The sequence below is a fragment of the Mycobacterium sp. IDUB_36 genome (assembly GCF_055419225.1).
Genome location: NZ_JBVAXH010000001.1, coordinates 1,730,930 through 1,756,043, shown reverse-complemented (window position 1 = coordinate 1,756,043; position 25,114 = coordinate 1,730,930). Strand labels below are relative to the sequence as shown.

The window sequence follows — 25,114 nt, the reverse complement described above, 5'->3', positions numbered from 1 at the left end:
CGACGCAGGCCACAAGGTCTGTCAAGGAGCCGGCAAATTCGCGCAAGCCGGGGTCTGAGAGTGGGCACGCCAGCCCTTACCGTCACACCTGATCCGGATCATGCCGGCGAAGGGAGCGAAGGTGCCATCGGAGTCGAGATCGCTGGCCGTCATCGGCGGCGGCGTCATCGGGCTGGCCGTGGCGCGCCGGGCGGCTCGAGCCGGCTGGTCGGTGCGCGTGCATCGGTCCGGACAGCACGGCGCATCGTGGGCGGCCGCCGGAATGCTGGCGCCGCACAGCGAGGGCTGGCCCGGTGAAGAGCGGCTGCTGCATCTGGGGCTCGAATCGTTGCGGCTCTGGCAGGACGGCGGATTCACCGACGGCCTGCCCGCCGACGTGATCACGGCACGCGAGTCCCTGACGGTCGCGGTGGACCGCGCCGATGTCGCTGACCTGCGCACGGTCGCCGACTGGTTGTCCGCGCAGGGGCACCCGGTGGTGTGGGAGTCCGCGGTCCGCGATGTGGAACCGATGCTGGCGCAGGGTATTCGCCATGGTTTCCGGGCGCCCACCGAACTGGCGGTCGACAACCGTGCCCTGCTCGACGGGCTGAGTGCGGCCTGCGAGCAACTGGGCGTCGGGTGGGGCGGACCCGTCAGCGACCTGAGCTCGGTGCGGGCCGACGCGGTCGTGATCGCCAACGGCATCGACGCCCCGTCGTTGTGGCCCGGTCTGCCGATCCGCCCGGTGAAGGGCGAAGTGCTGAGACTGCGGTGGCGCAAAGGGTGTATGCCGTTGCCGCAGCGCGTGATTCGCGCCCGCGTGCACGGACGTCAGGTGTATGTGGTGCCACGCGCCGACGGCGTCGTCGTGGGCGCCACCCAGTACGAGCACGGCCGCGACACCGCGCCCACGGTCTCTGGCGTGCGTGATCTGCTCGACGACGCGTGCGCGGTGCTGCCGGCGCTCGGCGAGTACGAGTTCGCCGAGTGCACCGCCGGTTTGCGCCCGATGACGCCGGACAACCTGCCGCTGGTGGGACGGCTCGACGCGCGGACGTTGATCGCGGCCGGCCACGGCCGGTCCGGTTTCCTGCTGGCGCCGTGGACGGCCGAACAGATTGCATCCGAACTCATTCCGGTTGGAGTCGCGTGATGATGGTGAACGTCAATGCCGAACGGGTCGAGGTCGACGATCAGATGACCGTCGCCGCGCTGCTGCAGTCGCTGGGCTTTCCGGATCGCGGCATCGCAGTGGCTGTCGATCAGGCCGTGATACCGCGATCACGATGGGCCACAGCACTTTCCGACGGGGCTGACATCCAGGTCGTGACGGCGGTGCAGGGTGGTTGATTCGAAGCTGACCATTGCCGGACGCGAGTTCACCTCGCGACTCATCATGGGCACCGGGGGAGCGGCCAATCTGGCCGTGCTCGAAGAAGCATTGACCGCCTCCGGCACCGAGTTGACCACGGTCGCGATGCGCCGGGTCGACGCCGAAGGCGGTACCGGCATGCTGGATCTGCTGAGCCGCCTGGGAATCACACCGCTACCCAATACCGCGGGTTGTCGCAGCGCCGCCGAAGCGGTGCTGACCGCTCAACTCGCCCGCGAGGCGCTCGGTACCGAATGGGTCAAGCTCGAAGTGATCGCCGACGAGCGCACGCTGCTGCCCGATGCCGTCGAGTTGGTCCGCGCCGCAGAGCAATTGGTCGACGATGGCTTCGTAGTGCTGCCCTACACCAACGACGACCCAGTGCTGGCGAAACGGTTGGAAGACATCGGATGTGTGGCGGTGATGCCACTCGGTTCGCCGATCGGGACCGGCCTGGGCATCGCCAACCCGCACAACATCGAGATGATCGTGGCTCAATCCGGTGTCCCCGTCGTGCTGGACGCCGGCATCGGCACCGCCAGCGACGCCGCCCTGGCGATGGAATTAGGTTGTGACGCAGTGCTGTTGGCGACAGCGGTGACCCGTGCGGCCGACCCACCGTCGATGGCCGCCGCGATGGCCGCCGCCGTCACCGCCGGCTACCTGGCCCGCCGTGCGGGACGCATCCCCAAGCGGTTCTGGGCGCAGGCGTCCAGCCCCGACGTATGAGTCGGTATGTGGCGCTCGGCAGCTCGATGGCCGCGGGGCCCGGCATCAAGCCGACCGCCCCGGATGCGCCGTTCGGGTCGGCCCGGTCGGCGCGCAACTACCCGCACCTGGTCGCCGAGCGGCTGAACCTAGACCTGGTCGACGTCACCTTCTCCGGTGCCACCACCGCGCATGTGCTGACCGAGCATCAACGCAGCGCCCCGCCGCAGATCGACGCGCTGAATGGCAACGAGGAGCTGGTCACCGTCACAATCGGCGGCAACGACGTGGGCTACGTTCCGCTGTTGATGGCCGCCGCACTGCCGCGACTGGCGTGGCGTCTGCCTGCCGTGCGTGAACTCCTCGACCCCGGCGCTCGCGAGCAGGCGCTCGACGGGCTCGGGTTTGCGCTGCAGGCCGTCGGGACCGCGGTGCGCCGGCGGGCGCCGCAGGCTCGGGTGATGTTCGTCGACTACCTCACGCTGCTGCCCGAACCCGGTGCGGCCGCGGCACCGCTGTCGGCCGAACACGCCGACCTGGGCCGGTTCGTCGCCGCGCGTCTCGAGGAGGCCACCGCCGCTGCCGCGCGCGCCACCGGGTGCGAAATCGTGCCCGCCGCGCAGGCCAGCCGGGACCATCACGGCTGGTCAGCGCAACCTTGGACGACGGCCGCGGGCTGGCCGCTGCCGTGGCGCCCGGCGCCATTCCATCCCAATGCCGCGGGTATGCGCGCAGTGGCCGACCTGGTTTCAGAACAGGCTTTGCACCGAACTGATTAGTTTCGCGGCGCGCGGGTAAATCTAACGACGCAATTGTGCAGGCAAGTTATGCCTACGGATTTGTTCAATGACATGACACTGAAAGAACACGTGCACACTCGGGGCTTCGACCATTCCGCGCTCTTTTACTACTCGGAGCACGAGTACGTCGAGTCGTTGATGCACTTCATCACCGAAGGACTGCAGCAGCAGGAGCCGGTGCTGGTCGCTGTCCCGGGCGATCGGTTGGTGTCACTGCTCGGGGCGCTCGGTGACGCCGCCGACGAGGTCACCATGGCCGACATGGTCGACTTCGGCCGCAACCCGGGCCGCATCTTGGCCGGGCAGTACTCGTTCGTCGAACGACACCCGGATCAGCGGGTACGCATCGTCGCCGAGCCGGCCTGGGCCGGACGAACGGAATCCGAGTACCTCGCCTGCATGCAGCACGAAGCGCTGGCCAACATCGCGTTCGCCGGCTCGGACATCATCGGGCTCTGCCCGTATGACGCCTCCTGCCTGGACGCGAGCGTCCTCGACCACGTCCGGCTCACCCACCCGGAGATATGGTCGGGCGGGTCGCGCAACCACTGCCCGGAGTACGCCGTCGACGCCGCTCTCGACAAGTGCAACCAGCCGCTGGGCACCAGCCCGGCCGCAGTGACCCACACCGTCGAGCACGCGCTGGATCTCGCCGGAGCCCGCAAATGCGCCGAACGCTACGGTCGACTGCTCGGGATGGACGCCGATCGGGTCGCCGATCTTCTCCTGGTAACCACCGAGCTCGCCACCAACAGCCTCAACCACGCCGGCGGCCCCTGCCAGCTCGCGTTCTGGTACGACAGCGGGTTCGTCGTGTGCGAGGCCCGCGACATGGGTCACTGGGCGGATCCGTTGGCGGGGCGTCGCCCACCCGGTTCGGGCGGCATGGGGCCCTACGGGTTGTTCGTGGTGAACGCCATCGCCGACCTACTGCGCACACACACCACATCGGAAGGCACAACCATTCACGCCTACTTACGCCGCCACGGTCCCTCGGTCGCGGCGAGCTGACACGGGCTCAGATGCCGGGTGCTATCCGACGGGGACGTCTAACCTGGGGCCCAATGGCTACCAAATTTTCTCCGCTGTTCATTGCTGCCGTGACGACGATGCTGGCACTCGGGGGCTGCGACCCCTCCGACACCGCCCGCTCGATGAAGCCGGTATCGGCTGCGGACTTTGCCGCGTCGCTGCGCGGGCGGGTCAGTACCGACGCGATAATGGCCCACCTGACGAAGCTGCAGGACATCGCCAACGCCAACAACAACACCCGCGCGGTTGGTACCCCCGGCTACGACGCCAGCGTCGATTATGTGGTGGGCAAGCTGCGGGACAAGGGTTTTGACGTACAGACCATGCAGTTCGAGGCGCACGTGTTCCACGCCGAGAAGGGGTCGGCGACGGTCGCGGACAAGAAATTCGACGTGCGGGCGCTGGAGTACAGCGTCGGCACCCCGCCGGTCGGGGTGACCGGCCCGCTGGTCGCCGTGCCAGTCGATGGCAGCCCAGGCTGTAATCCCGCCGACTACGACAGCCTCCCGGTCAACGGCGCCGTCGTGCTGGTGGATCGCGGCACCTGCCCCTTCGCGCAGAAGGCGGGCGCCGCCGCGCAAAAAGGTGCTGTGGCAATCGTTGTGGCGGACAACGTGGTCGAGGACACCATCGCCGGCACCCTCGGTGAGACCAACGAGGTGAAGATCCCAGTCGTCGGTGTCACCAAATCCGACGGCGCGTTGCTGCGCACGATGACCGGGCCCGCGACGGTGCAGGTGTCCGCCGACACCAGGACCATTGCCGCACGCAATGTGGTCGCGCAGACCAAGACGGGCTCGGCCACCGACGTGGTGATGGCCGGCGCCCACCTCGACAGCGTTCCCGAAGGACCAGGCATCAACGACAACGGATCCGGGGTGGCAGCGGTCCTGGAGACTGCGCTGCAACTGGGCCCGTCGCCGAGCGTTCACAACGCGGTGCGCTTCGGCTTCTGGGGGGCCGAGGAACTCGGACTGATCGGATCGCGGAAGTACGTCGAGTCCTTGGACGTCAACGCGCTCAAGGACATTGCGCTGTACCTCAATTTCGACATGCTCGCCTCGCCGAACCCGGGATACTTCACCTACGACGGCGACCAGTCGTTGCCGGCCGACAAGCGGGGCAACCCGGTGGTGCCCGAGGGTTCCGCCGGCATCGAGCGATCCTTCGCGGCTTACCTCAACGCGGCCGGAAAGACGCCGCAGGACACCTCTTTCGATGGCAGGTCCGACTACGACGGCTTCACCGTCGCCGGAATTCCGGCGGGCGGGCTGTTCTCCGGAGCGGAGAACAAGAAGTCGGCGGACGAGTCAAAGCTGTGGGGTGGCCCCGCGGACGAGGCGTTCGACCCCAACTATCACAAGAGCACGGACACGTTGGAGCACATCGACCGTGCTGAATTGGGTGTCAACGGCGGCGGTGTGGCGTACGTGACCGGCTTCTACGCCCAGGACATCACCGGTCGCAACGGAGTTCCGGTCCGTGAGGACCGCACCCGCCACCAACTCGACAAGAAATGACGCTGGTTACCTAGCTCTTTTGCGATTGGCGGATCGCGCTACCGCCCAAGTAGGCGAGGTATCCGATGATGCCGACGACGCCGAGGCTGCGGGTCTGCTTACTGGCGAAGCTCAGCCCGAGCACGGTCTCGATGCTGCCGTTGGCGTAGACGTGCTGCCGCGTGTTGCGCGGGAACGCCGACTTCGTCACCGGCTCGAACAACCCCGGGTTCGTGAAGTGGGCCAGACCGGCACCGGCGAGCGCCAGACCCGAAAAGCGGGCGATGCGATTGCTTTTGCGCGACATGCTTCTCCTTAACTGATCGCGTAGTCGCTGATCGGAAAGCTCGATGCCTCTTCGATCGCGGTCGCGGTGGCCATCGGACGCAGCAGCGACGGCTCGCCGCTGGGGTTGAAGTAGTACGACCTCGAGGTGGCGCAGTTGCCGAGAATCCACAGCGAGTCACCCAGCAGGTCGGTCATCCGGTCGAGGTAGCGCGCATTGGCTTCCTCGGTGACCTCGAAGGTGTCGGCGTCCTGCCGCTTGAGCTCGGCGAAGAGGCGGTCCATCAACCGCATCTGATACTCCATCGTGTTGAAGAAGTTCAGTCCCAGGAAGGCGAATGGGCTGGCCAAGCTCAGATAGTTGGGGAAGTAGGGCATCGACACACCCTGATAGGCCTGGAAACGAGTGTCGCGCCACCACTTTCCGAGATTGCGTCCCTCGCGGCCGATCACCTCGATGGCGGGGAAGTTGGCCTCCCACAGGTCGAATCCGGTTGCCAGCACCAGGGTGTCGATGTGGGTCTTCGACCCGTCGGCGTTGACGATGCCGTCGGCCTCGATGCGTTCGATCCCGTCGGCCTGCAGGTGGACGTGCGGCTTGGTGAAGCTCCGGAAATAGGTGTTGGAGAACGTCGGACGCTTGCACCCCAGGTCGTAGTCCGGTGTGAGCTTGCGGCGCAGTTCTTTGTCGCGGACCGCGATGAACTGGTTGATCTTGCACAAGTCCGACGCCGAGATGTTGAGCCGGCGGAACAGCGGCACCCGGTATCGCACCAGCCCGACCGTGATCATCAACTCGTAGATCGTGTCGGTGACGGCCCGGATCGCTCGTTGCGTCCACGGGAAGCGGGCGAACAGCCGCTTGGCGCGCTCCGAGAACTGCAGGTCGATCTTCGGCGCCACCCAGATCGGGGTGCGCTGATAGACCGTGAGGTCGCCGGCTTTCTCGGCGAGTTTCGGAATCAGCTGCACCGCGGTCGCCCCGGTCCCGATGACCCCGATCCGCTTGCCCGTCGGATCGAAGTCGTCTTCCCACTCGGTCGTGTGGATGACCTTGCCCTCGAACGACGTGATCCCGGGAATGTCGGGCGTCTTCGGTTGCGACAGGAATCCGGTCGCGGTGATCAGGTAGCGCACCGACAGCACGTCGCCGCCCGACAGCGCCACCTGCCAGCGCCGCATCTCGTCGTCCCAGCGGGCGCTTTCCACCACGGTGTTGAACCGCATGTGCCGGCGGACGTCGTACTTGTCGGCCACACCCGCGGCGTATTGCTTGATCTCCGGACCCGGGGTGAACAGACGCGACCAGTTCGGGTTCGGTTCGAAGAAGTACGAGTACGTGGTGGTGGGCACGTCAACGGCCAGGCCCGGATAATGGTTGACGTGCCAGGTCCCGCCGAGGTCGTCCTCGCGGTCGAGGATGACGAAGTCGTCGATACCCATGCGCTTGAGCTGAATGGCCGCGCCGATACCGCCGAATCCGGCTCCGACGATAACGGCCTCGAAGTGCTCGGAAGTCATGGCACGACAATATACGCAGTACCACCGGTACCGGTAAACCTTCTTGGTTAACGGCCGGGCGACGCTTTCCGCTGAGATTTACCGCCCATCGCCCGGTTGGCCTCATGCAACACCGCATTGTCGTCCTCGAGCTCGAGGATCCGGCTGATGCCGGCCAGGTTCACCCCAGCGTTCACCAGCTCGCTGATGCGCCGCAGGCGCGCCAGGTCGTCGGCGCTGTAACGGCGGGTGCCCCCACCGCTACGGATTGGGCTGAGCAGGCCGTGGCGCTCGTAGAGCCTCAAGGACTGCACTGCGATGCCGGACAGTTCCGCTGCCACCGAGATGCCGTAAACGCCCTGGTCGGTAGGCGGGCCGTCCGCGCGGTGGGGTCGGTCGTCCATCTACTCAATCCTCGGCATCTCGACGCATATAAAACCTTTCTATCACACTTGCGAATAAATTTGCCGCGTGGTAGACAAAATCTGATGTTCTGAGCATAGATTTTGGGGTGATAGAAACACAGGTCTCACCACACAACGGGGGTCAGGAGGTTGCCGTGTCGTCCCCAACGCGTCAGGACAAGTCTGCGGTGTTCGCGTCGTTGGCCGACATCGTGCGCCATGGCTCGACCTCTCCGGAGATGTACGCCGCCATCTGTGTGGCCGCGACCCTGACCGTCTCGGGCTGCGACCATGCCAGCCTGATGATCTCTCGCGACGGCACCCGGCGTACCGCGGCGGTCAGCGACGACGTGGCACGCCAAATCGACCGGATGGAACTGGCGCTCGGCATCGGCCCGTGCGTCGATTCCATCGAAACGCGAAGTGCTCAGCTCGAACCGGACCTCGCAGCAGCCAAGCGGTGGCCGGCCCTGACGGCGCGGGTGATCTCGCAGACGCCGGTGCGCGGTGCCCTCAGCGTTCAGTTGCCGGTGGATCGAGACAACATCGGCGCGCTCAACTTGTTCGCGGACACTCCACACGCTTTCGACGCCTCCTCGGTGGAGCAGGCGGTGGTGTTGGCGGCCTTCGCCACGGTGGCCAGCACGGCGGCGGCGCACAACGAGGACGTCGCGACGCTTCGGCGCGGGCTGACCACCAACCGTGCTATCGGTCAAGCCATCGGGATGTTGATGGCACGCAACGACGTATCCGATGCCGCGGCATTCGACATCCTTCGTCAGGCGTCGCAGAATTCCAATGTCAAGCTGATCGACGTTGCGACGGAGATCATCCGCGGTCGTGGCCAGCGCAGCACCGGCAAAAGCGCCTGAGCTATCCGCGGCCCAGTAGTAGCAGCGCCGCCGACACCGCCAGCTTCGGCACGTCGAGCGTCTTGGAGCCGAGATCGTGACGCGCACCGGCGATCTCGACGATCTGAGACGGTGCGGCGACCAGTGCTGCGGCAGCCTGTACCTCGCTCGGCGAGCCGAACGGGTCCGACGTGCCATGGGTGAACACCGTCGGCACCGCGATGTCGGGTAGGTGCTCGGTGCGGGCCCGCTCGGGCTTGCCCGGTGGATGAACCGGGTAGGAGAACAACGTCAGCACGTCGACGTGGGCTTGCTTCGCGGCGACCACCATCGACGTCATCCGGCCGCCGTAGGAATGGCCGCCGGCGATCAGCGGACCGTCCGACAGGCCGCGGCACACCGAGATGGCCTCGGCGATGCCGTCGCGATCCGCGGCGGACGAACCCGACGGCGGACCCTTGGGTCGTCGCCGCCGGTACGGCAGGTTGTAGCGGACCGCCAGCCAGCCACGTCGCGCCCACTCGTCGCAAAGCCGTTGCAGCAGTGGCGATTCGCGGTTTCCGCCGGCCCCGTGCGTCAACACCACCACGCCCGTCGGGGGCCCGTCGGGTTCGTGGGCGACGCCCGCGATGTCGTCGAGGGTCATGTGCTCAACCTAAACAGCGGCGACACCGGGCCGTGGCCACCCCCCAGCGGGTAGGAAGCCCGCAGACCCTCGGTGACCCAGTCCTTGGCGAATGCGACGGCGTCCAGCACGCTGTAGTCGTGCGCCAGCGCGCAGGCGGTGGCAGCTGCGAGAGTGTCGCCGGCGCCGTGATCATGGGTGGTATCCACCCGCGGCGATTCGAACTCGTGAAAGTCCTTGCCGTCGAACAACACATCGGTGCTGCTGGCCGACCCGGGCATATGGCCGCCCTTGACCATCGCCCATGCCGGTCCCAGGGCGTGCAGGGCACGGGCCGCATCGGCCTGCGTGCGCGCGTCGACGACGTCGATGTCCACCAGGAGTCGCACCTCGTGCAGATTCGGCGTCACCACCGTCGCCAGCGGAAACAGTTCGGCCTTCAGGGCTGTCAAGGCGTCGCCGTCGAGCAGCGAATCCCCATGCATCGAAGCGCACACCGGATCGACCACCAGTGGCACGCCGCCGCCGTGTTCGCGCCAACTGTGGGCGATCGCCTCGATGATCGGGGCGGTGGCGAGCATCCCGGTTTTGGCGGCCTGCAGTCCGATGTCGCCGGCCACGGCGGCGATCTGCGCGGCTACCACGTCAGGCGGAACGGGGTGAAAACCTTTGACGCCCAGCGAGTTCTGCACAGTTACCGCCGTCACCGCGCACAGCGTGTGCACACCCAGCAGGGTGCAGGTCCGGATGTCGGCCTGCATGCCGGCACCACCGCCGGAGTCGGATCCGGCCATCGTCAACACCCGTGGCGGCGTCGTTCCGGACGGCGCCAGCGGCAGATAATCCGGCTTCGCCGCCTTCGCGGTCACTGCTGGGCGAGCGGCAGATACACCCGGTTACCGTGCTCGGCGAATTCGGCGGATTTTTCGGCCATGCCAGAAGCCAGCACAGCCTCGATGTCTTCTTCCGTTTCGAGTCCGTGCTTGGCCGCGTAGTCGCGGACGTCCTGCGTGATGCGCATCGAGCAGAACTTGGGACCGCACATCGAGCAGAAGTGCGCGGCCTTGGCGGGCGCGGCCGGCAACGTCTCGTCGTGGAACTCCCGCGCGGTGTCCGGATCCAGTGACAGCGCGAACTGGTCGTTCCACCGGAACTCGAAGCGCGCCGTCGACAACGCATTGTCGCGCTCCTGGGCGTGCGGGTGACCCTTCGCGAGATCGCCTGCGTGGGCGGCGATCTTGTAGGCGATCACACCGTCCTTGACGTCCTTGCGGTCCGGCAGGCCGAGGTGCTCCTTCGGGGTCACGTAGCACAGCATCGCCGTGCCGGCCTGCGCGATGATCGCCGCGCCGATCGCCGACGTGATGTGGTCGTACGCCGGGGCGATGTCGGTTGTCAGCGGCCCGAGCGTGTAGAACGGGGCCTCCTCGCACAACTCCTCTTCCAGGCGCACATTCTCGACGATCTTGTGCATCGGGACGTGGCCGGGACCCTCGATCATCACCTGCACGCCATGGGATTTCGCGATCTTGGTCAGTTCGCCCAGGGTGCGCAGCTCGGCGAACTGGGCCGCGTCGTTGGCGTCGGCGATCGACCCGGGCCGCAGCCCGTCGCCGAGGGAGAACGTCACGTCATACTGCGCCAGAATGTCGCACAGTTCTTCGAAGTTGGTGTACAGGAACGATTCCTGGTGATGCGCCAAACACCAGGCGGCCATGATGGAGCCGCCGCGGGACACGATGCCGGTCACCCGCTTGGCGGTCAGCGGCACATATCGCAGCAAGACACCGGCGTGCACGGTCATATAGTCGACGCCCTGCTCGCACTGCTCGATCACGGTGTCGCGGTACATCTCCCAGTTGAGCAGGGTCGGGTCGCCGTCGACCTTCTCCAGCGCCTGGTAGATCGGCACAGTTCCGACGGGGACCGGTGAGTTGCGCAGAATCCACTCGCGGGTGGCATGGATGTCCTTGCCGGTGGACAGATCCATGATGGTGTCGGCGCCCCAGCGGGTGGCCCACACCATCTTGTCGACTTCTTCGGCGATCGACGACGTCACCGCCGAGTTGCCGATATTGGCATTGACTTTGACCGCGAACGCCTTGCCGATGATCATCGGCTCGCTCTCGGGATGGTTGTGGTTCGCCGGGATCACCGCGCGACCGCGGGCGACCTCGTCGCGCACCAGCTCGGCGGGCAGCTGCTCGCGTGCGGCGATGTAGGCCATCTCGGCGGTGATCTCGCCCGCGCGGGCGCGCTGCAGCTGAGTGCCGCGGTCACGGATCACGCCCGGCCGTGGCGCCAGGCCGGTAGACACGTCGATGACCGCGTCGGGGTCGGTGTACGGCCCGGACGTGTCGTAGAGATCGAGGTGTTCGCCGTTGGACAGGTTCACCCGTCGAAACGGCACCTTGGCGGCGGGTCCGCCGGGGGAGATCTCGAGGTCTCGGTAGATCTTGGTGCTGCCCGCGATCGGGCCGGTGGTCACTGTCGGTTGGACTGCCAAATCGGTCATTGTCTGCTCCCTACGTCGGCATTACCCGGTCAGGTTCTTACGGTCGACGGCCCCGAGCCGTCCTCTCAGCGCACTGGGCGTGTGCTCCCGCGTCGGTGGACCTCCCACGCTAGCGCAGCCTGAGCTTCCTGCACGCCGACCCGATCCGGTGCCCGTCAATCAGTAGGCAAGGTGTGGCATCGGTGAGAAGATGATCAGCGTGCGAGAGGTCGCTGAAACAGGCACTGCACCCCAGGTGTGGCCCGCCCGGTGGCCGGCCATCGACGCCGACAAACCGGGCGTCGGAGCGTTCCGGTTCTGGTTCGTCGGTGAGCACTGGGAGTGGTCCGACGAGCTTGCCCGCATGCACGGCTACGAACCCGGGACGGTCGACCCGACGACCGAGTTGCTGATGTCGCACAAGCATCCCGACGACCGCGGTCATGTCCAGGATCTGCTCGACCGGGCGCTGCTGTCCAAGAGTTCGTTCTCCAGCCGGCACCGCTTCATCGACACGGCCGGCACCGTGCACGACGCCATCGTGGTCGCCGACCGGATGCTCGACGGGAACGGCGCGGTGGTCGGTACTGCCGGCTACTACCTGGATCTCACGGCGACCTTCGTGGAGAACCGTCAGGAGGCCCTCGACGAAGCGCTGCCCGACCTGTTCGAGGCGCGCGCCGTCATCGAGCAGGCCAAAGGCATCCTGATGGCCGTCTACCGGGTCGGCCCGGAGCAGGCGTTCGGCGTTCTGCGCTGGCGGTCGCAGGAGACCAACACCAAGCTGCGCTCGCTGGCCAAGCAACTCATCACCGAGATGTCCACGCAGCCACCGCCGTCGGCCGATGTGCAGGCCGCTTTCGACCACCTTCTGCTCACCGTGCACCAACGCGTTCCGGGTGAACCCACCGCGTAATGGCGCTGCCGGTTAGGCTCGTCGAAAACGACGGACGGCACGCCAAGGTGCTTCCGTCCTGCGGTCCGGTCCAAGACCCGTGGCTCCGGATCGGGGAATCACGTGCGTCGAAGCGGGTGAGCGCGATGGAACTGTTGACGGTCAACTCTGAGGTCCGACCCGAAGCCGTGCTGGTGCATGCGTCCGGCGAGATCGACTCCGGCAACGCGACCCAGCTCAGAACACAACTCGGGTCGGCGCTGCAGCAGGCCGGCGCGCAGGAATCCCGCCTGCTCATCGTCGACCTGCAGGGCTTGACGTACTTCGGCAGTGCCGGGCTGAATGCGGTGCTCGACTGCCACAAGAGCGGTCTGCGCGCCGGGACAGCGGTCCGGCTGGTCGCCGAGAACGATCTGGTGGTCCGTCCGATAGAGGTGACGAACCTGGACAGCCTGCTCGACCTGTATCCCACGTTGCCCGAGGCGCTGAAAGGCCGCGAGTCCGAGCAGGGGACGTGAGCGGGAACGATCGCCGCGGCTGGCCGCGCGACCCGAAGATCCTGCCGCCCGATCTTGCCGCCGCCGTTGCGCTCGGCGGGGAAATGGGCCGCCGGTTCGCCGAATTCGATTGGACCGCCCATCCACTCGGCTCGCCGCAGTCGTGGCCGACGGAACTGCGGTCAGTGGTCGCGATGGTGTTGACGTCTAGCTTCCCGATCGTGCTATGGCTCGGCACCGAGGAGCTTTTCCTGGTCTACAACGACGCCTACATCCCGATTCTCAGCGACCGGCACCCCGCCGCGCTGGGCCAGCGCGGGCAGTATGCGTGGTGGGACGTGTGGGAGCCGGTGCGTCCGATGCTGGCCGGCGTGATCGCCACCGGCGAGGCAACCTGGTCGCACGATCTGATGCTGCCGATCCTGACCGCGGGCCGACGGAGAGAGCGGTACTTCACCTTCACCTACAGCCCGCTGGTCGGCGAGGACGGCACGACGATCGGCATCATCTGCCCGTCGTTCGAGACCACGGAACGGGTGCTGAGCGAACGCAGGCTGCAACTTCTCAACGCGGTGGCCTCCGCCGTGATGGACACCAACACGATCGACGACGCGGTGCGGGCGGCAGTGGCGGTGTGCCAGGAACGCCCGGCTGACGTGCCGTTGCTCGCCGCGTATGTCGGCGATCCCGACACCGGCGAGGTCACGCTGCGCGCTGCGACGCCTGCGGTGCTGCCCTTGTTACCGACGACCCTGAGCGCGTTGACCACATCCGCGGCGGTGCCGCGAACCAGGTCCGAGGCCCAGGTCATCGACGACGTCGCCACGATGATCGACGGCATCAACGACGCGCTGGGCACCCACTGCCCCGACCACGCGCTGCTGTTGCCGCTGGGTGAGGGTCCCACCGGCGGAGCTCTGCTGATCGGCACCAATCCGCTCGCGCAGCTCGACGACCAGTACGTCGGTTTCTGCCAGTTGCTCGCCGACCAGCTGTCCTCGGCGATGGCCTCGGCGGTGTCCTACGAACAACAGCGGCAGCGGGCCGACTCGCTTGCCGAGCTGGACCGCGCCAAGAACGCCTTCCTCACCAACGTCAGCCACGAGTTCCGCACGCCGCTCACGCTTTTGCTCGGCCCCCTGGACGACGCCTTGTCGGACAGCAGCGCCGACAGCACGATCGAGAGTCAGCTCGGCATTGCGCGGCGCAACGCGGAGCGCCTACGACGACTGGTCGACTCGCTGCTGGACTTCTCCCGTATCGAAGCCGGCCGGGCCACAGTCAATCTGCTGTGCACGGATGTCGGGGCGCTGACGTCGCACATCGCATCGTCGTTCACCGAGCTGTGTCAGCGGGCCGGACTGGCGTTGGTGCTCGACTGCCGGCCGGCGGTGGCCGACATCGATCCGGGCATGTGGGAGACGATCCTGCTCAACCTGTTGTCCAACGCGGTCAAGTACACGCTGGCGGGGTCCATCACCGTCACGGTCCGCAGTGATGCGTCCCTCTGCCACATCGTGATTCGCGACACCGGGGTTGGCATCGCCGAGGCCGATCGGAAGCGGTTGGGGGAGCGATTCTTTCGTGCTGAGGAGACGCACGGGCGCAGTGTCGAAGGCACCGGTATCGGGTTGTCGCTGGTGCGGGGTCTGGTTGAGTTGCTGCGTGGGACAGTAGAATTCGACAGTGAACTCGGCCGCGGCACGGCGGTCAGCATCCGGTTGCCACGGGCAGTGAGCGGCGAGCCGATCGACCATGCGCCCGCCGCCTTGCTGGACAACCCCTACGTCGTCGAGGCGGGCCAGTGGGTGACCTCGCGACCCGTGTCCTCCGGCGATGCGGCGCCCGCACTCGACGGACGCGAACTGATCCTGATCGCCGACGACAATGCGGACATGCGGGCGTATTTGGAGCAGGTGTTGTCGCCACGCTGGCGCACGGTGCTCGTCGCGGACGGCCAAGAAGCCTTCGAGACCACCCGCAAGCTGCGACCGGACATCGTCGTGACCGACGTGATGATGCCGCGGATGGACGGCTTCGAACTGGTCGCGGCCATCCGCGCCGACCCAGCCTTGGCGGCCACCCCGGTGCTGATGCTGTCGGCCAGAGCCGGCGCGGAGGCCGTCAGCGAGGGCTTCGCCGGCGGTGCCGACGACTATCTGCCAAAACCGTTCACGTCCAAAGATTTACGTGACCGGGTGGCTGCCAGGTTGGCGGCTGCTGCACGCGAACGAACCCGTCGCCGGTCGAGTGACGCCCAGGCGCAGCTGGCTCTGGATTTCGCGCAGCTCGACGCGGCTCTGCAGGCCGCCGACTCGCCCCCGGCGATCGTCGAGGCCCTGCAAGGTGCGGCGTTCGGAAGCGGTGCGGCCCCGATCATCTGCCTGGGGCTACTCGACGCCGACGGCAACAACCTCCGATTCGAGTACAGCGCAGCGGTTCCCGCCGAGATTCGCGATCGCTACCACATCGCGTCGATGGACACCCCGATCGTGCCGGTCGACGTCGTCAAATCGGGTCAGCCGATGATCATCACGGACACCATGAATCTGGGCCCGCGTTACCGACACGTGGTGAGCGAGACGGTCGACGCGGTGCGGTCGTGTATCAGTCAGCCGCTGCACGGCCTGGACGGTCGGATCATCGGCTCGCTCGGAATGCTGTGGCCGACTCCGCGGGAATTCGAACCCGCCGAACTCGATTGGGCCGCACACATCGCCAGCATCACCCAGTCCACCGTCGACCGCATTCGCAGCGTGCAGCAGGAACACCGGATCGCCGTCGACTTCCAGGATCACTTGCTCGACCTCGATCACGCATCGACGGCGGCGGTGGTCGCCGCGGTGTACCAACCCGGTGGTGAGGCCATGCGTGTCGGCGGCGACTGGTATCTGGTGATGCCACAGGAACAGCGGAACCAGATCGCGGTCTCAGTCGGCGATGTCGTCGGCCACGGTCTGCCCGCCGCGATCGCGATGAGCAGGCTCCGGGCGGGAGTGGCGGCCAGCGCGCTGACCGACCCCGATCCCGGTGCGGTACTGGCCACGTTGGACCGCTACGCGGCCACTGTCCCGGGCGGACGCTGCGCGACGGTCAGTTACGCGGTGATCGACGACGGCTCCGACCCGGACACCGGCGACGGGACCGCCCGAGTCAGCTATTCGTGTGCGGGACACCCTTATCCGCTGCTGGTCACGCCGGACCAGCCCCCGGTGTTCCTGACCGACGGTCGGCGTCCGCCGATCGCGGCCTGGGAGAGTCCACTGAAGCGCAACACCGCGAACCACGAATTGCCGCCGGGCAGCGTGCTTTTGCTCTACACCGACGGGCTGATCGAGCGACCGGGTGAGGGGCTCGATCACGGGTTCACCCGCCTGCAGGGTGCGGCGGCGTACCGCGCCGACCTTCCGGTCGGTGACCTGTGCGACGAATTGCTCGACCGGATGGCCCCGCCCGGCGGCTACACCGACGACGTGGTGCTGCTGGCGTTGCGTCCCTGCCACAGCTCGCCCCGCAGTTTTGCCACCGTGGTGTCGGCGACGCTGGACAATATCGCCGATGCGCGACATCGCTTGCGCGACTGGCTTTCTGGAGTCAAGACCGACCCGCGCCGGGAGTCCGACATCCTGCTGGCCACCGGGGAGGCGGTGACCAATGCCATCGAGCACGGCAGCGGCAGCGATTCCAGCATGACGGTGTCCATCGAAGCGTTCGTCCGCGGGCAGACCGTCACCGCGACCGTCAGCGACGCCGGTCAATGGTCGGGCGATTCGTCGGCGAGCCAGCGCAGCCTGGAGCGCGGACGCGGGCTCACCATGATCAACGGACTCGCCGACGATGTGCGGACCGTTCGCACCGCGGCCGGCACCCGAATCACGCTGACGTTCGAGGGTGCGGTTTTATCGAAGTCAGGCCTGGTGGAAGGCGTGACCTCGTGAGCGGCGCGGAGTTCCAACTGAAAACACTCGCGGGCGACGGCGCGTCGACGCCGGCCGAAGTGGCGGTGACGGGCGAGGTCGACGCCTCCAACGTCCGCGAATTCACCCGATTGGTGCGCGAACTACCGGGCGAGCGCCCGGTGATACTTCAGCTGAGCAAGGTCAAGTACCTGGACAGTGCCGGGTTCTCCGCGCTGGACCGACTGCTCGCCGACGACGAAGTTCTGCTCGTGCTGGCGCCGAACAGCTTCATGTATCGGGTGGCGGAGCTGATGTGTATGCCGATTCACCACGACGCCAAGTCCGCGCGCAAAGCACTGCGCAAAGGAGTGGGCTGACGCTACTCGGCGTCCTCGATGGCCTCGCCGAGCTCCTCGAGCAGCCGGTTGCGGTGGTTGCTGGCCAGTAGGTGACCGGCGGCGATGACCACGGCGACCGGCCAGTCGATCAGCTCGAAGGCGGCCAGAGCGGCCAAGCCGCCGTAATAGGCGATGGCCTCGGGCCGCGGAATCTCGACCTGTCCGAGGACCGGCAGGTTGATGGCGAACGTCTCGCCATCGCGGATATGGGCGACGGCGTCGGCCTGGGACGTTTCCCGCCGCGCATTCTTTTCGGCCATCATTTGCCTTTCAGTAATGTTGGCGTTGCCATTGGGACTGGTGATGCGGTCACTCTCGGGTTTATGTCGACGACCGATTCTCTCGCCGACCCACTAGGCGGAGCTGTGGCTGGCCTGCTGACCGTCCCGTTGACCCAGTTGTACGCCGTTCTGTGGCGCCTCGGCGCTGTGGAGGTCGTGGCGACTCGGTCGGGGACGCATCGCCGGCCTCCAGCTCCCCGGGCCGCTTAACCGCGAACGCTCGGGTCGCGACAGCCACTGCGGCGGTCGCGGCTCCGGCCGACCCCAGTGCCTGCGCCCAGGCCAGCGGGCCGAGCGGCGTGCAGCCCAAGAGCTGGCTGACGCCGGGGATGCTGATCAGCGTTCCCATCACAGCCAGCGAACCGCCGGCGGTCAACACCACCAGCGGGGTGCGGGAGTCCAGCAGCGTCTGGCCCAGCTGGGCCGAGACCAACGCCACCAGCGCCACCGTCGACGCCCGTTGCGGGCGGCCGGTGACCCCGGCCATCGCCCAAGCCGCCGTCGCGGCCGCCGCGGTGGTCGTCCCGCGAATGGCGACGGCCTGCCACAGGGCCTGCTGGTCGGGGCCCCGGCCGGCGATCTGGACCGGTCCGCTGGGCTTGCTGACCGCCAGCGCCGCCGCCGGGAGCGCGTCGGTGAAGATATTGACCAGCAGTAGCTGGCGGGTGTTGAGCGGTGAATTGCCGGTGATCGCACTGCCGATGATCGCGAAGGCGACTTCGCCGGCGTTGCCCCCGAGCAGCACCGACACCGCGGCCTGAACCCGTCGCCACAGCTCGCGACCCTCGTCGATCGCGTTCACCAGCGACTCGATGCGCGCATCGAGCAAGACCACGTCGGCCGCAACGCTGGACGAATCGCTGCCGCGTGCCACGACGCCGATGCCGACCGTGGCCGCGCGAATCGCCGCCGCGTCGTTGGCGCCGTCACCGACCATCGCGCAGACCTTGCCGGCCCGTTCCAGCGTCTGGACGACCTGCACCTTGTTCTCCGGCGACATCCGGGCGAAGATCACCCGCTCGGTGACCGCCCGCTCCTGGTCCTTGCGCGACAGCGCGTCCCACTCGGCGCCGCTGATGACCTGCGCCGCCGTCACCGGCATCCCGAGCTCCCGGGCGATGGCCGCGGCGGTGATCGGGTGGTCACCGGTGATCAGCCGGATGCCGATCTCCCGCTCGGCCAGCGCCGCCAGCAGTGCGGGCGCCTCGGCCCGCGGAGTGTCGGACAGGCCGAGGAAGCCGACCAGCGACAGTTCGCCGCCGGCCAGGTCCGCGATGGCGTCCTCGTCGTCAGCGACCAGTCGGGCCTGTTGCGCGGTGAGACTGCGACGCGCGACGGCGATCACCCGCAGCCCCTCGGCTGCCAGACCGCGGACGGTCGCCTCGACGTCGGGGCCGATTCCGTTGCTCGCGGCCAGGACGACCTCGGGCGCGCCTTTGACGGTCAGCTCGTCGCCGAACACCGACGCCGAAAACGACCTGCCCGAGCGGAACGGCAGGTGCGCCTCCGCCTCGGTGGTCGGGTCGGCGACCGACTGGGCGGCCTCGATGATCGCGCGGTCCGTGGCGTGCACCTGTGGTCCGCCGTTGGCGTCCGGCGCGGCGCTCGCGGCGCACCGCAGCACGTCGTCGGGGGAGTAACCGTCGGCGGGATGCACTTGCGACACCCGCAGCCGGTTCTCCGACAGCGTTCCCGTCTTGTCGAAGCACACGACGTCGATGCGGCCCAGCGCCTCCACCGACCGCGGGACCCGGACTACCGCGCCGTAATTGGTCAGCCGTCGTGCCGACGCCGCCTGCGCGAGCGTCGCGACCAACGGCATCCCCTCCGGGACCGCCGCCACGGTGATCGCGATGCCACTGGCCACTGCCTGGCGTAAACCCTTGCGGCGCAACAAGCCCAACCCGCTGACCAGAAGTCCGCCGGTGACGCTGACCGGGAAGGCACGGTTGGTGAGCTGGCTGAGTTGGTGTTCCAAGCCGATCTGCGGCAGTTCGCTGGATACCAGTTCGGCGGCGCGGCGCGCCTGGGTGTCGGCGCCGACGGCGGTGACCACGGCTACCGCGGTGCCCGCGACGATGGTGGTGCCGCCGTAGAGCATGCATCGACGTTCGGCGAGTTCGGCTCCCGGTGTGGCGTCGATCTGCTTTTCGACCGGCAGCGATTCACCGGTGAGCGTCGACTCGTCGACCTCGAGGTCCTCTTCCTCGATCAGCCGCGCGTCGGCCGGGATCACTTCATGGGTGCGAACTTCGATCACGTCGCCGGGTCGCAGTTGGGCGGCCTTGACGTCGGAGTACACCGGGACGCCGTCGGGTCCGGCGGTTACTTTGCGGGCCGGTGGAATCTGTTGCGCCAGTAGCTCGTTCAAGCGGCTTTCGGCGCGCAGCCGCTGGCTGGCCGCCAGCACGGAGTTCCCGGTGAGCACCGACCCGACCAACACCGCGTCGACCGGCGAGCCCAAGATTGCGCTGGCCGCCGAGCCGAGGGCCAACACCGGGGTCAACGGGTCGGACAGTTCAGCGCGAACCGCCTTGAGGAATTGCCAGACCGCTTGGCGCGGACGGTCGGTCAGTTCGGCGCTGCGGTGGGCTGTCTCCACCGCCCGTCCGGCCAGGCCGTGTGCGGGTTCCTCGTCGAGCTCGATGTCCAGCGGCGGCAGCATCTTCTGGACCTGCTCGACCGACATGGCATGCCAATCATTGATGGGCGCGGGTAGCGGAGTCGGTTCGCGCAGCACCCGGCGGGCCATCAGGTATCCCGACAGCAGACCGGCGGCGGCGCCCGTCGTCACCGGGCCGGGCCCGCGGCCACGCACACCGGGCACCATCAGTAGTGCACCCAATGCGGTTGCACCGGTGGCTATTTCGATACCTCGCCGGCTTGCTGATTTGGCGGCCGGGATGGCGTGCAGCAACCGCCAGGCGCCGTCGAGGTCGGCCAGAATCAGATCCGCAGTCCATGGCGGCGGTTCGGAGTCCGAGTTGGGCATCAGGCCCAGGCCGACATCGGCCGACGAAAGCGCTTGTGCCGCAGCCGAAGAGAGCACCGCAACGGTGCGGCCCGCTTCCTGCAGATCGGCCAGCGCCGCAGTCAGCGCGAGGTCGATCGACGATCGGTGCAGCGGCCGGAGCTCGTCGAACGCCGGATGCAACTCGCCGAGGTCTTCCACGTCGACCGACACCAGTTCCAGCCCGGCTCGCCGCGCTTCCGCCAGCACTGCCGTTGCCAACGGATCGTGCGTGGGACCGATCAGCGCCTCGACCTCGGTGTCCAGTGGGTGCCAGCCGACGGTGAGGCCCTTCTTCTCCAGCAGCAACTGGGCGCGGTTCCAGGCGGGTGAGAGCTCGTTGTCGGCGGCTCCACGGACGCGCACAACCCGCAAACTGTTGGTGCACAACACTCTCGGGTCGATCACGATCGCATCGACGCGGTCCAGCCAGCGGAGTTTCTCCGGTTGCAGCGGCAGCACCTCGTGCCGTTGGGCCAGGCCCTGACCCAACGCCGCGGCAAACGACTCGCGGGTGGTGCGGGTGGCTTTCGGGGTGGTGACCAGCGTGGCCGTCGATGCCGTTACCAGGTTGCGGGTGAACGCGCCGACCGCAGCGGTGCTTGCTGTCTGGATCAGAGCGCTGCGACGGGCGTACCGCTCGATCGGTCCGTCGGCCGGCGGCACCGGCCGCGACGGCGGGTGCACCTCCGCGTGTTCGGCATGGCGGGCCAACGCCGGTTCGTGGCGAATCCACGCCTGCGCCTCGGCCTGGTACTCGGCGGCCTTCAGAATTTCCATGGCCAGGTCGACGGTCAGCGAAGCCGGCGACAGTTCCAGGACGTGTGCCACCACCATCGCCACCGACAACACCGCGTCGGTGGCCGAGTGGCCGATGTTGTCTTCGAGGAGTCGCCGCAGTCGCGGTTGGTAGTCGACCGACACCACCAGCGCCTCGACACCGTCGAACACCCGCGGCAACCGCAGCAGCCGGCCCGCCAGAGCGGCGCTGACGCCGACTGCCGTGGCACCTACCCCGATCGCGTTGGTGGCCAGCAACAGACCGTCGCCGGGCAACGGCTTGGGGCGGGTGTCGCTACGGTCTGTGTTGATGGTGTCGGTTGCCCGCCAACGCTTTTCGGCGTCGTCGACATCGCGGCAGAGGTCGCGTAGCGAGATCTGGTCGTTGCTGAGCCCGATCACGATCCGCGACAGCGGGCGGTTGACGCGGACCGATGTGACGCCCGGCCGCGCACGTACGGCGTCGACCACGACGCGGCCGAGCTCGGCGCCGTCCGGGCCGTCGAGACCGCGGACCTCGACCCAGGCGCGTCCGCGGCCGCGCCAGCTGTGTCGGGTCAGCGTCGGTGCGGGCAGGCCCACCGACAGCGCCCGCACGCCCTCCCGCACCGGGATGGCGGCCATCGTCAGGCTGGTGGAGGCCACCGTGCCGAGCGAGTCGACCAGCGCGGTCGTCGCCTGAAAACCCAGCGTTACCGCACGCAGCGGAAAGGATGCTCGCACCAATGCGACGCTATCTACTCGACGAGATCAGCGACGGGTGCGCGACTGAGTGCCGGGCGACTTGCGCGCCGGGGTCCGCTTGGCGGGTGTCTTACGCGGCCTGGCGGCTTTCGTTGTCTTGGCTGCAGTCGCTTTCTCCGGAGTCGCTTTTTTGGCGGGAGACTTTTTAGCGGGAGACTTTTTGGCGGGAGACGTCTTGGTGGCCGCGGTCGTCTTGGTGGCAGCCGGTGTGGCCGGAGCTGACGGGGCGGGCGCCGCTTTGGCGGGAGCCGCTTTAACGGGAGCCGCTTTGACCGGGGTGACCGACGCCAGGCGGCGGCCGTCGTTGCGTGCGGCACCGAGCCTTCGCAGCAGCAGTGCACCGCCGCCGACGGCGAGCAGGATCGGCCACTCGACGAGTCCGGCGACCCCGAGCGCGCCCAGCGTCAACGCGGCGGCCGGTGTCGAATGGCTGCCGCTGTCGAGGCCTTTCTGCACGCCGGCCGCGGCTCCGGTCACAGCGCCGACGACGCCATTGACCGCGGCCCCGCCGACTGCACCCGCGGCGGCGGTGGTTGCGGAGGCGGCACGGCTGACCGTTCGACTTGCGTTGCGTACGGCGCCGTTGACGACACCCATGATGACTCCTAGCTGCTCGGCTCTCGAAGGTGCAATCTTATGACCTTGATCAGCGAATGAACAGCGGATGAATACCCACTGAGCGCGTTCTCATACGTCAGATGCTGTGAAGGTCCACCAAGACCGGTGCATGGTCGCTGGGAGCCTTGCCTTTACGTTCCTCCCGGACGATCTGCGCGTCGCTCACCCGGTTGGCGAATGCGGGGGAGCCGAGGATGAAGTCGATGCGCATGCCTTGCTTCTTCGGGAACCGTAATTGGGTGTAATCCCAGTAGGTGTACACACCCGGTCCGGGAGTGAAAGGCCTTACCACGTCGGTGAATTGAGCGTCGACCATCGCCTGGAAGACTTTCCGCTCCGGTTCGGAGACGTGGGTGGCCCCCGTGAAAAATTCCACGTCCCAGACGTCGTCGTCGGTGGGAGCGATGTTCCAGTCGCCGACCAGGGCAATCGGAGCCGACGGGTCGGCGTGAAGCCACGCTTCGGCTGTATTACGCAGGGCCGCAAGCCAATTCAGCTTGTAGGTGTAGTGCGGGTCGTCTAATGTGCGACCGTTCGGCACGTAGAGGCTCCACACCCGGACGCCGGCACAGGTGGCCCCCAGCGCGCGCGCCTCGGCCGCGGCGGCCACGTCCGGTTTGCCGCTCCAGGTGGGTTGGCCCTCGAAGCCGACTTCGACGTTGTCCAGTCCGACCCGCGACGCGATCGCGACGCCGTTCCACTGATTGAAGCCGACGTGCGCCACCTCGTAACCGAGTTCGAGGAAGGGCATGGCCGGGAACTGCGCGTCGGAGCACTTGGTCTCCTGCATGGCGAGTACGTCGACCTCGGCGCGCTCCAGCCAATCGAGTACGCGCGGCAGACGGGTGCGAATCGAGTTCACATTCCACGTGGCTATTCGCAGGCGCCGGCCATCGGGCATGGCTGAGACCCTACGTGAGTGCGCTGGCCGTCACGTAGCGCGCGTGGTGGTGCAGGACGAACCCCAGTGACCCGGCCAAATCCGAGGCGAAGCGGTCGTCGTCGCGCACCCTGAGGTAGCCGCGACTCGCACCGTGGGAGGCGCCCCACGTCAACAGTGCCTCGCAGAGTTCCGGGGTTGCCGCACCGATGGCCGACAGGCCCACCCAACGAGTGCCGTCCGGCGCCTTGGTGACCGAGGCCCGCGCCGCGGTGTCACCGTGGGTGCCGAAAACCAATTCGCCGTCGACGGCGGTCAATTCGTCGACCGGAATCGGATAGACGCCGCTCGGTCCGGCGGTCAGGAGGATGGCCGGATCAGGTTCGCCGGCGTGCACGTCGCGTACCAGCACTCGATGGGAGTGCTCGCCCGGTACGGGCAGGCGTAACAGACGGTCGGGGACGGCCAGTCGTGGTGGCAGTCCGCGGCCGGAATACCAGTCGATGATCGCCGGGATCGCGGCCAGGCTCGCTGAAGTATCCAGTGGCACAGCAGAGTTCGCCTGGTCGGTGCTACCGTTTGCGGCGCGCAGCAACCAGCCGTCCAGCCAGAGCTGCTCGGTACCGGGCCAGGACAACGCGTCGGCGTACTCGAGTGCGCGGATCTGCGATGTGCGCACCGGCTTGTCGCTGAGAGTGCGCAGGGCGACCACATCGTCGGGGTCGACATGCACCTCCGCACCGGTCTTGGTCTGCACGCGCACCACCGGGGTGATCTCGAGGAGGTGCCCGATGACATCGGTCAGCGGTGGGACCGACCCGGCCGGCCGGCGGTAGCGCAGCGTCACCCTGGTACCGAGATCCGGCCACGAAACCATCAGTGGCCGAAGGGATCCGGCCCTTCACCCGGCGTCCACGACAAACCGGGAACTCCCCAGCCGTGCGACTTGACCGCACGCTTGGCCGAGCGGGCATGACGCCCGATCAAACGGTCGAGGTAGAGAAAGCCGTCCAGGTGGCCGGTCTCGTGTTGCAGCATGCGCGCGAATAGCCCTGTGCCCTCGAGGGTTATCGCGTTCCCGTCGGCGTCGAGCCCGGTGACTTTGGCGAAGTCGGCCCGCCCGGTGGGAAATGACTCGCCGGGCACCGAGAGGCAACCCTCGTCGTCATCGTCGGGGTCGGGCATGGTCTCGGGAATCTCGGACGTCTCCAGCACCGGGTTGACGATTACGCCCCGGCGTCGTGGGGTCTGCCCGCGCTCGTCGGGGCAGTCGTAGACGAAGACGCGAAGGCTCACGCCGATCTGGTTGGCGGCCAGGCCGACCCCGTAGGCGGCGTCCATCGTGTCGTAGAGGTTGGTGATCAGATCGGCCAGATCCGCTGGCAGTGAACCGTCCGCCGCGACCGCCACCGGTGTGGTGGGAGCGTGCAGAACAGGGTCCCCCACGATGCGGATTGGTACGACGGCCATGACCGGGAATCTTAAGCCCGCCGACGATGCGGTCCGTGAAGCGGACTGAGGAGGAGGTGGGCAATTGGACCCGGCGTGCCGATTTGCGCT

General features: G+C 67.5%; 23 protein-coding genes and 1 pseudogene. 12 read left to right on the top strand and 12 right to left on the bottom strand.

Annotated features, from left to right (window positions below):
* Nucleotides 1-121: 121 nt before the first annotated feature.
* From thiO to ACZYW1_RS08605, 6 genes are all read left to right on the top strand, one after another.
* Complete coding sequence (gene thiO / locus ACZYW1_RS08630) at nucleotides 122-1,135, top strand: glycine oxidase ThiO (protein WP_463784929.1); 1,014 nt, start codon at nucleotides 122-124, stop codon at nucleotides 1,133-1,135.
* Nucleotides 1,135-1,332: a sulfur carrier protein ThiS gene (thiS, locus tag ACZYW1_RS08625; protein ID WP_463784927.1), complete on the top strand. Its 198-nt coding sequence runs from the start codon at nucleotides 1,135-1,137 to the stop codon at nucleotides 1,330-1,332. Before thiO ends, thiS begins: the two co-directional genes overlap by 1 nt.
* Entirely contained in the window at nucleotides 1,325-2,083 is a 759-nt protein-coding gene (gene thiG, locus ACZYW1_RS08620) for a thiazole synthase (RefSeq protein ID WP_463784926.1), read from the top strand. Before thiS ends, thiG begins: the two co-directional genes overlap by 8 nt.
* On the top strand, nucleotides 2,080-2,841 hold the full coding sequence (locus ACZYW1_RS08615) for an SGNH/GDSL hydrolase family protein (RefSeq protein WP_463784924.1): 762 nt from the start codon (nucleotides 2,080-2,082) through the stop codon (nucleotides 2,839-2,841). Before thiG ends, ACZYW1_RS08615 begins: the two co-directional genes overlap by 4 nt.
* A 72-nt stretch (nucleotides 2,842-2,913) precedes the next feature.
* Entirely contained in the window at nucleotides 2,914-3,873 is a 960-nt protein-coding gene (locus tag ACZYW1_RS08610) for an anti-sigma factor RsbA family regulatory protein (protein ID WP_463784922.1), read from the top strand.
* 98 nt (nucleotides 3,874-3,971) lie between these two features.
* Nucleotides 3,972-5,414 (top strand): M28 family metallopeptidase, encoded by a 1,443-nt coding sequence (locus ACZYW1_RS08605; RefSeq protein ID WP_463787759.1) that lies wholly within the window; start codon nucleotides 3,972-3,974, stop codon nucleotides 5,412-5,414.
* A gap of 10 nt (nucleotides 5,415-5,424) precedes the next feature.
* Here ACZYW1_RS08605 and ACZYW1_RS08600 read toward each other — a convergent pair whose 3' ends face one another.
* The 3 genes from ACZYW1_RS08600 to ACZYW1_RS08590 are packed head-to-tail and all read right to left on the bottom strand — an operon-like array spanning nucleotide 5,425 to nucleotide 7,582.
* Nucleotides 5,425-5,700: a hypothetical protein gene (locus tag ACZYW1_RS08600; protein ID WP_463784920.1), complete on the bottom strand. Its 276-nt coding sequence runs from the start codon at nucleotides 5,698-5,700 to the stop codon at nucleotides 5,425-5,427.
* A gap of 8 nt (nucleotides 5,701-5,708) precedes the next feature.
* Nucleotides 5,709-7,199, bottom strand: a complete 1,491-nt coding sequence (locus ACZYW1_RS08595) for a flavin-containing monooxygenase (RefSeq protein ID WP_463784918.1) — start codon at nucleotides 7,197-7,199, stop codon at nucleotides 5,709-5,711.
* 47 nt (nucleotides 7,200-7,246) lie between these two features.
* Nucleotides 7,247-7,582, bottom strand: a complete 336-nt coding sequence (locus ACZYW1_RS08590) for a MerR family transcriptional regulator (protein WP_463784914.1) — start codon at nucleotides 7,580-7,582, stop codon at nucleotides 7,247-7,249.
* Between the two features lie 155 nt (nucleotides 7,583-7,737).
* Here ACZYW1_RS08590 and ACZYW1_RS08585 point away from each other — a divergent pair, with 155 nt between their 5' ends.
* The gene (locus ACZYW1_RS08585) at nucleotides 7,738-8,454 is read left to right on the top strand and encodes a GAF and ANTAR domain-containing protein (RefSeq protein ID WP_463784912.1); all 717 of its coding nucleotides are present in this window, start codon (nucleotides 7,738-7,740) and stop codon (nucleotides 8,452-8,454) included.
* 1 nt (nucleotide 8,455) lies between these two features.
* Here the strand turns inward: ACZYW1_RS08585 and ACZYW1_RS08580 are convergent, their stop codons facing one another.
* The 3 genes from ACZYW1_RS08580 to thiC form a co-directional block, all read right to left on the bottom strand.
* Nucleotides 8,456-9,079, bottom strand: coding sequence for an alpha/beta hydrolase family protein (locus ACZYW1_RS08580; RefSeq protein ID WP_463784909.1), 624 nt, complete (start codon nucleotides 9,077-9,079; stop codon nucleotides 8,456-8,458).
* Nucleotides 9,076-9,852 carry a bifunctional hydroxymethylpyrimidine kinase/phosphomethylpyrimidine kinase gene (thiD, locus tag ACZYW1_RS08575; protein WP_463787758.1) on the bottom strand — a complete coding sequence of 259 codons (777 nt, stop codon included), beginning with the start codon at nucleotides 9,850-9,852 and terminating at the stop codon, nucleotides 9,076-9,078. The genes ACZYW1_RS08580 and thiD overlap by 4 nt, the downstream gene beginning before the upstream one ends.
* 71 nt (nucleotides 9,853-9,923) lie before the next feature.
* Complete coding sequence (gene thiC / locus ACZYW1_RS08570; protein WP_463784908.1) at nucleotides 9,924-11,573, bottom strand: phosphomethylpyrimidine synthase ThiC; 1,650 nt, start codon at nucleotides 11,571-11,573, stop codon at nucleotides 9,924-9,926.
* Nucleotides 11,574-11,763: 190 nt separating this feature from the next.
* Between thiC and ACZYW1_RS08565 the strand changes: the two genes are divergently transcribed.
* The 4 genes from ACZYW1_RS08565 to ACZYW1_RS08550 are packed head-to-tail and all read left to right on the top strand — an operon-like array spanning nucleotide 11,764 to nucleotide 17,220.
* Nucleotides 11,764-12,468, top strand: coding sequence for a PAS and ANTAR domain-containing protein (locus ACZYW1_RS08565; protein WP_463784906.1), 705 nt, complete (start codon nucleotides 11,764-11,766; stop codon nucleotides 12,466-12,468).
* Nucleotides 12,468-12,965: an STAS domain-containing protein gene (locus ACZYW1_RS08560; protein ID WP_463784904.1), complete on the top strand. Its 498-nt coding sequence runs from the start codon at nucleotides 12,468-12,470 to the stop codon at nucleotides 12,963-12,965. The genes ACZYW1_RS08565 and ACZYW1_RS08560 overlap by 1 nt, the downstream gene beginning before the upstream one ends.
* Entirely contained in the window at nucleotides 12,962-16,882 is a 3,921-nt protein-coding gene (locus ACZYW1_RS08555) for a SpoIIE family protein phosphatase (RefSeq protein WP_463784902.1), read from the top strand. The genes ACZYW1_RS08560 and ACZYW1_RS08555 overlap by 4 nt, the downstream gene beginning before the upstream one ends.
* The gene (locus tag ACZYW1_RS08550) at nucleotides 16,879-17,220 is read left to right on the top strand and encodes an STAS domain-containing protein (protein ID WP_463784899.1); all 342 of its coding nucleotides are present in this window, start codon (nucleotides 16,879-16,881) and stop codon (nucleotides 17,218-17,220) included. Before ACZYW1_RS08555 ends, ACZYW1_RS08550 begins: the two co-directional genes overlap by 4 nt.
* Before the next feature lie 2 nt (nucleotides 17,221-17,222).
* On the opposite strand, the gene ACZYW1_RS08545 is transcribed toward ACZYW1_RS08550, so the two are convergent.
* Nucleotides 17,223-17,504: a hypothetical protein gene (locus ACZYW1_RS08545; RefSeq protein ID WP_463784898.1), complete on the bottom strand. Its 282-nt coding sequence runs from the start codon at nucleotides 17,502-17,504 to the stop codon at nucleotides 17,223-17,225.
* Between ACZYW1_RS08545 and ACZYW1_RS08540 the strand changes: the two are divergent.
* Nucleotides 17,448-17,639, top strand: a pseudogene (locus tag ACZYW1_RS08540) (hypothetical protein); the annotation flags it as partial. The gene ACZYW1_RS08545 and the pseudogene ACZYW1_RS08540 overlap by 57 nt on opposite strands.
* Here the strand turns inward: ACZYW1_RS08540 and ACZYW1_RS08535 are convergent.
* The 5 genes from ACZYW1_RS08535 to ACZYW1_RS08515 form a co-directional block, all read right to left on the bottom strand.
* Complete coding sequence (locus ACZYW1_RS08535) at nucleotides 17,563-22,035, bottom strand: HAD-IC family P-type ATPase (protein ID WP_463784897.1); 4,473 nt, start codon at nucleotides 22,033-22,035, stop codon at nucleotides 17,563-17,565. The pseudogene ACZYW1_RS08540 and the gene ACZYW1_RS08535 overlap by 77 nt on opposite strands.
* 27 nt (nucleotides 22,036-22,062) lie before the next feature.
* Nucleotides 22,063-22,653 carry a hypothetical protein gene (locus ACZYW1_RS08530; protein WP_463784895.1) on the bottom strand — a complete coding sequence of 197 codons (591 nt, stop codon included), beginning with the start codon at nucleotides 22,651-22,653 and terminating at the stop codon, nucleotides 22,063-22,065.
* Nucleotides 22,654-22,750: 97 nt separating this feature from the next.
* On the bottom strand, nucleotides 22,751-23,557 hold the full coding sequence (locus ACZYW1_RS08525; protein WP_463787757.1) for an exodeoxyribonuclease III: 807 nt from the start codon (nucleotides 23,555-23,557) through the stop codon (nucleotides 22,751-22,753).
* Nucleotides 23,558-23,585: 28 nt separating this feature from the next.
* A complete protein-coding gene (locus ACZYW1_RS08520; RefSeq protein ID WP_463784891.1) occupies nucleotides 23,586-24,431 on the bottom strand; it encodes an N-acetylglutamate synthase, CG3035 family in 846 nt (281 codons plus the stop codon).
* Nucleotides 24,431-25,024, bottom strand: coding sequence for a peptide deformylase (locus ACZYW1_RS08515; protein ID WP_463784889.1), 594 nt, complete (start codon nucleotides 25,022-25,024; stop codon nucleotides 24,431-24,433). Before ACZYW1_RS08515 ends, ACZYW1_RS08520 begins: the two co-directional genes overlap by 1 nt.
* Nucleotides 25,025-25,114: the final 90 nt, after the last annotated feature.